General features: G+C 71.3%; 2 protein-coding genes (1 of these 2 only partly in view). Both read right to left on the bottom strand.

Annotated elements, in window-relative coordinates; genetic code table 11:
- Window positions 1-164: 164 nt before the first annotated feature.
- Window positions 165-8,843, bottom strand: a complete 8,679-nt coding sequence (locus CLV68_RS26020; RefSeq protein ID WP_170224587.1) for a non-ribosomal peptide synthetase — start codon at window positions 8,841-8,843, stop codon at window positions 165-167.
- Window positions 8,840-12,878, bottom strand: the final stretch of a protein-coding gene (locus tag CLV68_RS26015; protein ID WP_121393527.1) for a non-ribosomal peptide synthetase. 14,843 nt of this gene lie beyond the right edge of the window; 4,039 of the gene's 18,882 nt are visible here — the last part of the coding sequence; its start codon lies off the right edge, out of view; it ends in the stop codon at window positions 8,840-8,842. Before CLV68_RS26015 ends, CLV68_RS26020 begins: the two co-directional genes overlap by 4 nt.

Genomic DNA, 12,878 nt, shown 5'->3' with positions numbered 1-12,878 from the left:
GACGCCGGACAGGCAGGTGTTCCTGGTCATTTCCCGGCTCGTCACCGGTCCCGGACCAAGCCGGACACCGACGACATCTCTCGGCTCGGGCTTTCCTGGGCTAGAGGCCGCGTGGCGCACGAGGTCCTCCGTTCGGGGTTCGGTGCGGTGGGCTCGCGTCGTGGTCATAGGTCGCGCCACTTGGCCTCGAAGCGGTCGATCTGGTCTTGGCCGAAGCCGGTGACCAGGAGGTCGGACGGGGTGAGGCCGCCCGCGCCTTCCTCGGCGCCGTGTTCGGTGATGGCGCGGAGGGCACCGGACACGCAGGTGGCGAGGTCTCGGACCGCGCGTTCGGTGAAGACGCCGTCGGGGTAGGTCCAGGCGATGTGGAACTCGGGGCCGTCGACGGTGGTGATGTCCACCTGGAGCGGGTATTCGGCGGGCATGTCGGCGTCCGCGCCGCCGCCGATGCCGGGTAGGGGGGACCAGGGGCCGGTCGGGGCGGCGGTGTCGAAGCGGCCCAGGTAGTTGAACAGCACCTGGCGCCTGCCGGTGAGGGCCTGCTCGGTGTCGGGGTTGAGGTGGCGCAGCAGGCCGAAGCCGATGCCGCTGCCGGGGGTCGACCGCAGGCACTCCTTGACCTGCTTGACCGCCCGGCCCGCGGCCGGACCGCCCTCGACGGCGTCGGCGATGTCGATGCCCGCCAGGTCGATGCGGACCGGGTGGACGCTGGTGAACCACCCGACCGTGCGGTGCAGGTCCGCGCCGGGGAAAGCCTCCTCGTCGCGGCCGTGCGCCTCCAGGTCGACGGTGATCGCCGTCCGCCGCTGGTCCTGGTGGCGCGCCGACCACCGCGCCACGCCGAGCGCGAACCCGGTCAGCAGCACGTCGTCGACCTCGGCGTGGAACAGCTCGGGCACCGGCCCCAGCAGCGACTCGGCCACATCGGCGGCGACGGTCGTGACCACCCGCCGCAGCCCGGACACGGTGTCCCCGGCCAGCAGCCGATCCCCCAGCGGGGCCTCGTCGGCAGCCACCACGGACGTCCAGTGCGCGAGTTCGTCGACCCGGGTGCGCGCGGCGTCGACCAGCCCCAGCGCCCACCCCCGGAACGACGTCCCCACGGCCTGGAGCGCCTGCCCGTCGTAGGCGGCGACCAGATCCGGTACCAGGATCCGCCACGAAACCCCGTCCACGACCAGGTGGTGCGCCGCGAGGACGACGACCTCCGCCGTGGGGAACCAGGCGACGCGGACGGCTGTGGCCTCGGGGTTGAGGGTGTCCAGGACGCGGTCCACGTCCAAGGGTCCGTCCAGTTCCAGGACCAGGTCCTCGGCGGGGAGCGCGGGTGGGACGAGGAGACCCTCGGGGGCCAGGCGGGCGCGGAGGATGTCGTGGGTGTCGATCAAGGTCTGCACGGCGGCGACCAGTCGCGGGCGGGTCAGGTCGGCGGGGGCGCGCAGGACCTGGGTCTGGGCGAAGCGGTCGAGCGGGCCGCCGAGGTCGAGGACCGTGCGCATGATGGGGGTGAAGGGGACGAAGCCGGTGCCGTCATCTGTTGCGACGGCGGGCTTGTCGGTGACGGCGACGAGGGCGAGTGCCGCAACGGTGCGCTGCTCGAAGACGTCGCGGGGCGAGAACCGCAGACCGGCACCCCGCGCGCGGCTCACCAGTTGGATGGACACGATGCTGTCGCCGCCGAGCGCGAAGAAGTCGTCGTCCACGCCCACAGTGGGGAGGCCGAGGACAGCGGCGAAGATCTCGACGAGGACGGCCTCGATGTCGGTCGTCGCGGCGCGGGTGGAGACCAGCGACGCGAAGTCGGGATCGGGCAGTGCCGCGCGGTCCACCTTGCCGTTGGGCAGCAACGGGATCTCGTCGATCGCAACGAAGGCCGAGGGCACCATGTGGTCCGGCAATCGGGACGCGGCGTGCGCACGCAGGTCCGTGGCCCCGATGACGTGCGCCACGAGCCTGCCGTCGCGCACGGTGGCGATGGCGGCGGTCACCCCCGGGTGCTCGCACAGCACCGCCTCGACCTCGCCCGGCTCGACCCGGAACCCGCGCACCTTGACCTGATCATCCGCACGGCCCAGGAACTCCAACGACCCGGACGGGTGCCACCTCACCAGGTCACCCGTCCGGTACAACCGGCCTGCACCGAACGGGTTCGCCACGAACCGGGACGCCGTCAGCCCGGGCTGGCCGAGGTACCCGCGAGCCACCCCGGGCCCGCCGACGTACAGCTCACCGACCACACCGGGCGCGACCAACCCCAGCGCCGGGTCCAGCACGTACGCGACCGAGTTCGCCACCGGCTGCCCGATCACGACATCCGACCCGACAACCGGGGCCACCACAGTGTCCACAGTACACTCGGTGGGACCGTAGAAGTTGAACGCCTCAACGGAACTGGACGCCAACTCCCGCCACAGCACGGCACTCACGGCCTCGCCGCCGGTCCCGACCACCGACACACCGGAGGTCAGCAGGCCATCGGACACGAGCTGCCCCAGCAGGGACGGCGCCGCGTCGACGTAGGCGATGCCGTTCGACCGGACGTACTCCACGCCCGGCTCCGCGACGATGTGCAACTCGTGCCCGGCGACCAGCCACAGCAGCGGGTCGAGCGAGGCGTCGAAGGAGAACGAGGCCGCCTGCAACGCGGGACCCGGCCGCATCACCGCCGCCTGGTGCGACGCCAGCAGGTTCACCAGTCCGGCGTGCTCGACGACGACGCCCTTCGGCCGCCCGGTCGACCCCGACGTGAAGATCACGTACGCCGCGCCCGACACCGGGCCACCGGTGAACGAGTAGCCCGACACCGCGTCGATCTCCACCGCGCCGGGCATGCCGACAGCGGCGATGGTCAACGTCACCGCGGGCCGCGCCTGCTCGACCATGTACGCCAGCCGGTCCGCCGGGTACTCCGGGTCGAGCACCAGGTACGCCGCGCCCGCCTTCCACACACCGATGATCGCGGCGACCAGCCCGGCGGACGACGGCAACGCCAATGCCACCACATCGCCCGCACGAACCCCTTGGGAGACAAGGAGCCCCGCGATCTGGTCCGACCGTTCGGCCAGTTCGCCGTAGGTGAGCACGGCGTCGGGTCCGACCACCGCGCGCGCCGAACGGTCCTGCCGGGCCAACGTGTCCAGCACCGACGAGTCCGAGACCTCCACAACCGGCCCGCGCGAGGCAGCGAGCAGCGACTCGCGCTCCACATCGGACATCAGGTCCAGGTCCCGCACCACCGTGTCCGGCTCGGCGAAAGCCTCCAGCGCACGGACGAACCGCCGCGCCCAAGCCGACACGACATCGTCCGACACCAGGTCATCGCGCACGTCCAGCCACGCGGACAGACCGGCCCCCACGGTCAACGTGATCGGGTAGTGCGTCGCGTCGGCACCGGTCACGCCGCTCACCTGGAACCCGGCGGCGGTCTCGGCCCGGTCCAGCGCGGCGGTGTCGATCGGGAAGCTCTCGAACACCGTCAGCGTGTCGAACAGTTCACCGACGCCGACCGCACGCTGGATCTCGGCGAGCCCGACGTGTTGGTGGTCAAGCAAAGCGGCCTGCTCGGCCTGCACGCGCGACAGCAGCGACGCCACCGACTCGGCCGGGTCGAGCCGGACCCGCACCGGCAGCGTGTTGATGAACAGGCCGATCATCGACTCGACGCCGGGCAGGTCAGCGGGGCGGCCGGACACGGTGGCGCCGAAGACGACGTCACCCCGGCCGAGACCGCGCGCCAACGTCAGTCCCCAGGCGGCCTGCACGAGTGTGTTGAGGGTGACTCCGCGTTCCCGCGCGACCTTCGGCAACCCCTCCGGCAGCGTCAGCTCGACCTTGCGCGGCAACGCACCCGACTTCGCGGCACCCGCCGGTGCGACCAGGGTCGGCTCGGCAACGCCCGCGAGGGCTTGCGCCCACGGCTGGACCCCGACGTCCCGAGTGGACAGCCAGGCGAGGAAGTCCCGGTACGGCCGGACGGCGGGCAGTGCGTTGCCCGCGTACAGCTCGAACAGCTCCCGCACCAGCAACGGCGTCGACCAGCCGTCGAGCAGGACGTGGTGGAACGAGAACAGCAGCCGGTGCCGCTCAGGACCGCCGCGCCCGAGGGTGAAGCGAACCAGCGGTGCGGCGGCGACATCGAACCGGGTGCGCTGGTCGTCGGCGACGAGTTGATCCCACCCGTCGAGGTCGACCTCGCGCCACGGCAGCTCGACCTGTTCACTGACAACGAGAACGGGATCGCCGGTGCCGGTGCTGTCGAGCGCGGCGCGCAGCGTGTCGTGCCGGGCGATCAGCGCTTCCGCCGCGGCACGAAGCCGTGCGGTGTCGAGCGGTCCGGTCAGCTCGCAGGCGAACTGCACGGTGTAGACGTCGGTGGCGTCGTCGTCGAAGCGGGACAGGAAGGCGATGCCCTGCTGCAGAGCGGTCGGCTGCCAGAGGTCGACCAGGCCGGGGTGCGCGGCGACCAGCGAGTCCACATCGGACTGTTCGAGGTCGACCAGCGGGAAGTCCGACGGCGTGAACCCGCCCGCGCCGGTCGCGGCGTGCCGGTCGATGGCGTCGAGCGCGCTGACCCACGCGGCGGCCAGCTCGTCGACCTCGGCCTGCTCCAGCAGCGCGGCGGGCCACGAGAAGGTGGCGGTCAGCTCCCCGTCCGCGGTGACGGCGTTGATGTCGAGCGCGTGCCCGACCGGCAGATCAGCGTTGGCGTCGCCGCCGAGCGCGCCCGCCTCCGGCGCCCCCGACCAGGGGCCGGCGGCTCCCGTGGTGCCGAAGCGGCCCAGGTAGTTGAACAGGATCTCGGGGGTGGTCGCGGGCAGGGAGTCGCGCAGCAATCCGAATCCGAGGCCCTCCCCCGGCACTGAGCGCAGCTGTTCCTTGACCAGTTTCAGCGCGAGTCCGGCCGCGGCGCCACCGGCGAACGCGTCGGCGACGTCGACTCCGGTCAGGTCGAGGCGGACGGGGTGCAGCGAGGTGAACCAGCCGACGGTGCGGTGCAGGTCGGCGCCGGGGACGGCGCCCTCGACCCGGCCGTGCCCCTCGCGGTCGACCACCTGCCACGACACGCCGTGGGTCCGCGCGACGGCCAATGCCAACGCGGCGAGCAGGACGTCCTCGACGCCCGCGTGGTAGGCGGCCGGGACGGCTCCGAGCAGTCTGGACGTGGTCTCCTTCGACACCGCGACTCGGACGGATCGCACGGTGGACACCGTGTCCCGCGCGGGGTCGATCCGGCGCCCGGTCACGCCGTCGAGGGTCGCGCGCCAGTGGTCGAGCTCGGCGGTGCGGTCCTGAGTGGACAGCGCGGTCGCCCAGTCGCGGAACGAGGTGCCGATCGGCGCGAGCGGCTTTCCGGCGACGGCGTCGGCGAGGTCGGGCACGATGATCCGCCACGAGACGCCGTCGACGACCAGGTGGTGCGCGACGATGAGCAGCCGGTCAGGCGCGAACCACACAATCCGCAGCATCTCCCCCGCCGCCGGATCGAGCTCGGCGTACGCGCGGGCCGCCTCGGCCGCGAAGTCAGTGCCCTCGACCCGCCGCACGACGGCGTCGGCACGCACCGACCCCGCCGGGCGCACGTCGAGCGCATCGCCGGTGAGCCTGGCGCGCAAGATGTCGTGAGTGTCCACAACGGACTGAATGGCCGAGGTGAGCCCGTCGGGGGTCAGCCCGTCCGGGGCGACCAGCAGCCGCGCCTGGGAGACCCGGGTGATGGGGCCGCCCCGGCCGAGCAGCTCGCGCATGATCGGCGTCAGGGGGACCTGGCCGGTGCCGGTGGAGACGACGGCGGGCGCGGGTGCGGCGGCGACCTCGGCGATCCTGGCCACGGTGCGGCGCTCGAAGACGTCGCGGGGAGAGAACCTGAGGCCCTCCGCGCGGGCGCGGCTGACCAGCTGGATCGAGATGATGCTGTCGCCGCCGAGGGCGAAGAAGTCGTCGTCCAGGCCGACCGTCGGCACACCGAGCACCTCGGCGAACACCGCCGCCAGGGCCCGCTCGGCATCGGTCTCGGGCTGACGAGAAGTGGTGAGACCCGCGAAGTCCGGCGCGGGGAGGGCCTTGCGGTCCACCTTGCCGTTCGGGGTAAGAGGAATGCGGTCAAGCACTACGACTGCGGCGGGCACCATGTGCTCAGGTAGGTCTCGCGCTGCCCAGTCGCGCAGGTCGATGCCTTCGAGCGTCGCAGCCGTCGCGGGCACGACGTAGGCGACGAGCCGGGTGGTGCGGTCATCGCGGACCACCGCCACGGCGTCGGCGACGGAGGGGTGTGCGGAGAGGACTGACTCGATCTCTCCGAGTTCGATGCGGAACCCGCGCAGCTTGACCTGTCCGTCCGCGCGTCCGAAGTACTCCAGGGTGCCGTCAGCGCGCCAACGAGCAAGGTCGCCGGTGCGATAGAGGCGGCCCTGTCCGAACGGGTTGGCAACGAACCGGGTTGACGTCAGCCCGGGGCGGTTGAGGTAGCCGTCTGCGAGACCCGCACCGGCGACGTACAGCTCACCGACGACGTCCGGTGCGGCGAGACCGAAGCCGTCGTCGAGGACGTAGGCGCGGAGGTCGGGGATGGGGATACCGATGTCCGGCAGGCCGTCTGTGGCCGCTGCGCGCGTCAGCGGGAGGTAGGTGACGTGCACGGTGGTCTCGGTGATGCCGTACATGTTGACCAGGCGCGGGGCGTCGTCCGCGTGACGCTCGTACCAGCCTGCGAGCTTCCGGGGCTCTAGCGCCTCACCGCCGAAGATGACGTACCGCAGCGCGAGGTCCACCCCGCCCCGGGCGGCGTCAGCGGCGTCGAGTTGGTTGAACGCCGAGGGGGTCTGGTTGAGGACGGTGACGCGTTCGCTCTCCAAGAGGTCGAGGAACGCCTCGGGGGAACGGCTGGTGGCGTGGTCGACGACGACGAGAGTGCCGCCGCGCAGCAAGGCGCCCCACAGCTCCCAGACGGAGAAGTCGAAGGCGTAGGAGTGGAACAGGGTCCACACGTCGTCGGGGCCGAATCCGAACCAGTGGTCGGTGGCGGTAAGAAGCCGGTCGACGTTGCGGTGGGGTACCAGGACGCCCTTGGGGGTTCCGGTGGAGCCCGAGGTGTAGATGACATAGGCCGGGTGATCAGGCGTTAGCGCTACCGGCTCCAGCGGCCCGTCGGCGCCCTCGGTCGGTGCGACGGTGGGCACCTCGAAGTCGGTGAGGTCCGTGATGAGCAGTGTCGGCTTGGCGTCGGCGAGCATCAGGTCGAGTCGCGCGCGCGGGTAGCCCGGGTCGAGCGGCAGGTAGGCAGCGCCGGACTTGAGCACGGCGAGCACCGCGACCACGAGATCAGCCGACCGGGGCAGACCGATCGCGACAATCCCACCCGGCCGTGCACCCCGCTCGACCAGGACACGCGCTAGGCGGTTTGAGCGGGCGTCCACCTCGGCGTAGGTGAGTCGCTCAGAGCCCGCGATCAGCGCTAGAGCTTCCGGGCTACGGGTGACCTGCTCGGCGAACCGAGCCGGGATAGTGGCGACCTCGCCCGGCTCACCGGTCGGGTTCCAGCCACGAGAGAGGTTGTCGCGCTCGGCGTCGGAGAGACCGTCGACCTTCGCCACGGCAGCGTCAGGAGCAGCCACGAGGGCGGTCAAGACCCGGACCAGGCGGGCCGACATCGCGTCCGGGTCGACCAGGCCGGGCCGGTACTTGAGCAGCAGCGCGCCACCGGTCGCGACCAGGGTGGCTGGGTAGTGCGTGGCGTCGCGGGTCTCCCCCGCGCGGACCCGCAGCCCGGTCGCGGCCTCGGCCTGGTCCAGGGCGGCGGTGTCGACGAAGTAGCTCTCGAACACGGTGAGCGTGTCGAACAGCTCGCCGATGCCGACGGTCCGCTGGATGTCGGCGAGCCCGAAGTGCTGGTGGTCCATGACCCTGGCCTGCTCGGCCTGGACGCGGGCCAGCAGCGCGGTCACGGTCTCGGCCGGGTCGAGCCGCACCCGCACGGGCACGGTGTTGATGAACAGGCCGATCATCGACTCGACGCCCGCGAGGTCGGCGGGGCGACCAGACACGGTGGCGCCGAAGACGACGTCCTGACGGCCCAGGGTGCGAGCCAGCAGCAGGGCCCACGCGGCCTGCACGACGGTGTTCAAGGTGACCCCGGCAGTGCGGGCCAGCGCGGTAAGGCCGTCGAGGAGACCGTCCGGTAGCGCGATGGGGGTTTGCTCGGCTGAACCTGACGGGTCGGCGCCAGGCGAGACCAGGGTGGGTTCCTCGACGCCGCGCAGCGCCTCACTCCAGGTAGCGCGGGCGGCGTCGGCGTCCTTCGCGCGCAACCAGGCCAGGTAGTCCTTGTACGGACGGACGGTCGGTAGCTTCGACGCGTCGCCCTTGGCGGTGTAGAGCTGGAACAGCTCCCGCGCCAGCAGTGGAGTCGACCATCCGTCGAGCAGGATGTGGTGATAGGTCAGCAGCAACCGGTGCCGGTCATCACCGAGCTTGGCCAGGACTACCCGCAGCAGTGGGGCCTGCGCGAGGTCGAACCGCTCGGCGCGGTCGGCGGCCAGGACACCGTCCCAGTCGGACTCGTCCAGCTCCAGCTCACGCCAGGGCAGCTCTACCTCACGTGGGACCGGGGCGAGTACCTCGCCACTCTTACGGCGACGGAAACAGGCTCGCAGGTTGGCGTGGCGGTCGATGAGTGCCTGCGCGGCCACCCTGAGCACGGCGGCGTCGAGCGGCCCGTCCAGGTCGAGCACGAACTGGACCAGGTAGGGGTCCTCGGCCTCGGTCCCGTACTCGCTGTGGAAGAGCAGGCCCTGCTGCAAGGGCGAGAGGGGCAGGACGTCTTCCAGTCCGGACTTGCGCGTGTTCACTGGTTCCACTCCGACTCGAACTCATCGAGTTCGTCCTGCGACAGGTCACTGAAGGTGAGGTCCGACGGGGTGTGCCCACCGCTGCCGGACCGGGCGATCGCCCGAAGCGCCGCGAACCATGCCTCGGCCAGTTCGCGTACCGCGGTCTCTTCGACGACAGCGCCGCCCCACGCCCACGTGGCGGCCAGCTTGGGGCCGTCCGGGGTGTCCACCGTGACGGCGTTGACCTGGATGGCGTGCGTGATGGGCATGGCCGGGTCGACCCCGCCGCCGAGCGCGGCGGCCTCGGGGGCGGCGGTCCACGGTCCGGTCTCGGTCGAGGACCCGAACCGGCCGAGGTAGTTGACGAGGACCTCGCGGCGGGCGATCCCGGTGTCACCCAGCAGGCCGTGGCCGATGCCGTTGTCCGGCACGGTCCTCAGGTGTTCCTTGACCCGCTTCACCGCGGCGTCCACCGCCGCTCCCCCGGCGAACGCGTCGGTAGCGTCGATACCCGCCAGGTCGAGCCGGACAGGGTAAACGGTGGTGAACCAGCCGACGGTTCGGGAAAGGTCCGCGCCGGGCACGGCCTGCTCTTCGCGGCCGTGGCCTTCGACATCGACGACGCGCGGGACGTTGCCCTTGGTCGCGGCGGCGGCGATGGCGAAACCGGCGAGCAGGACGTCGTTGACGGTGCCGTGGAACAGCTCCGGCAAGGTCGTCAGCAGCGGCAGCGTCTCCTCCGGCGATAGGGACAACCGGAGTTCACGACCGGTCGCGACCGTGTCGTCCGCGCCGATCTCGCGGGTGGCGATCAGCTCACCGGTGCACTCAGCCAGGGCACCCCAGTGGTCGAGTTCGGCCTTGCGGTCGGCCTCGGCGAGCCCGAGGGACCAGCGTCGGAACGAGGTGCCGACCGGGTCGAGGTCCTCGCCGCGGTACGCCGTGACCAGATCGGGCTCCAGGACGCGCCAGGAGACGCCGTCGACGACGAAGTGGTGGGCGACCACCAGGAGCCTGCCCTCACGGGCGCCACGGTCGAACCAGACCACCCGCAGCACCACGCCTGCCGCCGGGTCGAGCTCGTCGGCGACGGAAGCGGCCACTGACGCGAGTTCGGCGTCGGTGCGGGCACTGGCGTCGACCCGCCGCACCACATCGGCAGGCGCCATGTCCGGGACGAGCAGGCCGTCGTCGGTGAGCCGGGCGCGCAGGACGTGGTGCTTGGCCCGGAGGGCGTCGACCGCGCGGGTGAGCCGGTCGATGTCGAGGTCCGCCGGGGCGCGCAGCAACCTGGCCTGCGAGAACCGGTTGAGCGGTCCACCGCGGGCGAGGGTGTCGCGCATGATCGGGGTGAACGGGACGAGGCCGATGCCCTCGCCCTCCGCCTCGGACTCGCGGCGCTCGACAGTGGCGACCAACGCGATCCCGGCCGCTGTCCGCCGCTCGAAGACGTCGCGAGGGGAGAACGTGATCCCTGCCGCGCGGGCCCGGCCGACGAGCTGGATGGAGACGATGCTGTCCCCACCTAGCGCGAAGAAGTCGTCGTCCACACCGACGGCCGGGAGACCGAGAACGGTCGCGACCAGGTCGACGAGGGTCCGCTCGATGTCGGTATCGGCTTCCCTGTCAGTGACCAGGGCAGCGAAATCGGGCCTGGGTAGGGCTTTCCTGTCCGTCTTACCGCTAGGGGTCAGCGGGACACGCTCAAGGCTGACGAAAGCGGACGGGACCATGTGGTCGGGCAGCGTCTTGCCGAGTTCCGCGCGTAGTGCGTCGGTGTCGACCTCGCCCACGAAGTAGCCGATGAGCCTGTCGTCGATGACAGCGGCAACGGCGTGGGTGACGTGCGCGGCCATCGCGGCTTCGACCTCGCCGAGTTCGATGCGGAACCCGCGCAGCTTGACCTGGTCGTCCGCGCGGCCGAGGTATTCCAGGACACCATCGGCCCAGCGGGCGACGTCACCGGTGCGGTAGAGCCTTCCGGTTCCGAACGGGTTCGCGACGAACCTGACGGATGTCAACTCGGCGCGGTTGAGGTAGCCCCACGCGAGTTGGTCACCGGCGAGGTAGAGCTCCCCTGGATTGCCCGGTGCTACTGGGCGCAGGAACGAGTCAAGGACGTAGGTCTGCGTGTTCCAGACCGGGCGTCCAATCGGGACTGCGCCCGTGTCGGCTACCTGGATCGCCGTGACGTCGACCGACGCCTCGGTGGGCCCGTAGAGGTTGTGCAGCTCAGCCTGGGACACCTGGCGGAACTCGTCGCGCAGGTCAGCGGGGAGGGCCTCACCCGAGCACAGAACCCTGCGCAGGGTGGTGACCTCGCGCGCGGCGGGGTCGGCCACGAAGGCGCGCAGCATCGACGGGACGAAGTGCACCGTGGTGACGCGGTTCCGCTCGATCGCCTCAGCCAGGTAGGTGGGATCGCGGTGACCGCCAGGCTTCGCGAACACCAGCGTCGCGCCGGTGATCAGCGGCCAGAAGAACTCCCAGACCGACACATCGAAACTCGCCGGGGTCTTCTGCAGCACCCGCTCGCCCGGTGTCAACGCGTACTCGGCCTGCATCCAGAGCAGGCGGTTCACGATGCCGGAGTGCGGCACAACGACGCCCTTGGGGCGGCCGGTCGATCCCGAGGTGTAGATGACATAGGCGGCGCGGTCGCGGTTGGTGACCTCGTCTGCGAGCGGTAGCGCCCACTCCCCTGGCGCGCCGTCAGCGTCAACGACGAGGTCGCCGTCATCCGGATCGCTGGCGATCACCACCGTCGGGGCGGCGTCGGCGATCATCATGGCGAGTCGATCGGCCGGGTAGTCCGGGTCGAGCGGCAGGTAGGCACCGCCCGCTCGTTGCACCGCGAGCAGCGAGACGATCAGGGCCGCCGACCGCTCCAGCCGCACACCGACGACCGAGCCCTCTTGAACACCTCTAGCGGCCAGGACACCCGCGAGCGTGGCGACCCTCTTGTCCAACTCGGCGTAGGTGAGAGTCGCTCCGCCGTCCACCACGACAGCGGTCGTGTCAGGGCTGTCGACGGCTCGCGCCTTGAAGAGGGCGGGCAACGTGGTGGCGTCAACCGCGACCGGTGAGCCCTGCCAGGCGGTGAGGGCGTTGTAGCTCTCTTCGAAGGTGAGCAACGAGATGGCGCTCACCGGGGCGGTCGCCTGGTCGGCGATGGTCTCCAGGGCACGCTCGACGCGTCCGAGCAGGGCGTGCGCGGTGAGCTCGTCGATGACGTCCGGGCGGTAGCGCAAGGTGAGCGTGGTCTGGGTGCCCGGTAGGACCAACAGCGTCAGTGGGTAGTGGGTGGCGTCGCGTCCCTCGACCTCCGTGACACGGAAACCGGCCGCGTTCTCGGCCCGCTCCAACGCGTCGGAGTCGACCGGGTAGCTCTCGAACACGGTGAGCGTGTCGAACAGGTCCCCGCGGCCGCGCTGGATGTCGGCGAGGCCGAGGTGCTGGTGGTCGAGCAGCGCGGCCTGTTCGCCGTGCAGCCGGGTCAACAGGGCGGCCAACGACTCGGCCGGGTCGAGCCGGACCCGCACCGGCACGGTGTTGATGAACAGGCCCACCATCGAGCCGACACCGTCGAGGTCGCCGTCGCGGCCGGAGACGGTCGCGCCGAAGACGATGTCGTCGCGGCCGGTGTGGTTGGCCAGCACGAGCGCCCACGCGGCCTGCACGGCGGCGTTGAGGGTGACCCCGATGCCGCGCACCGTCGAGGTCAGCGCGGTCACCGTCTCGGCGGGCAGGGTCAGGTCGAGCTGGTCGGGCAGCACGCCGGTGCGCGGCGCGTCCGGGGCGACCAGGGTCGGTTCGTCGAGACCGGCGAGCGCGTCACGCCACGCGGCCTTGGCGGCGTCGTGGTCGCGCGAAGCGAGGTCGGTGAGGTGCTCGCGGTAAGAGCGGACGGTAGGGAGTTCCTGTCCGGCGTAGCGGGTGAACAGTTCGCGAGCCAGCAGCGGAGTGGACCAGCCGTCGAGGATCGCGTGGTGGTTGGTGAGCACCAGTCGCGCCTCGTCGCCGGGCAGCCGCACGAGCAGGAATCGGATAAGC

The organism is Actinokineospora cianjurensis (assembly GCF_003663795.1).
In the GTDB taxonomy this organism is placed as follows: domain Bacteria; phylum Actinomycetota; class Actinomycetes; order Mycobacteriales; family Pseudonocardiaceae; genus Actinokineospora; species Actinokineospora terrae.
The sequence above is the reverse complement of the archived record's forward strand: the minus strand, read 5'-3'. Positions and strand labels throughout refer to the sequence as shown.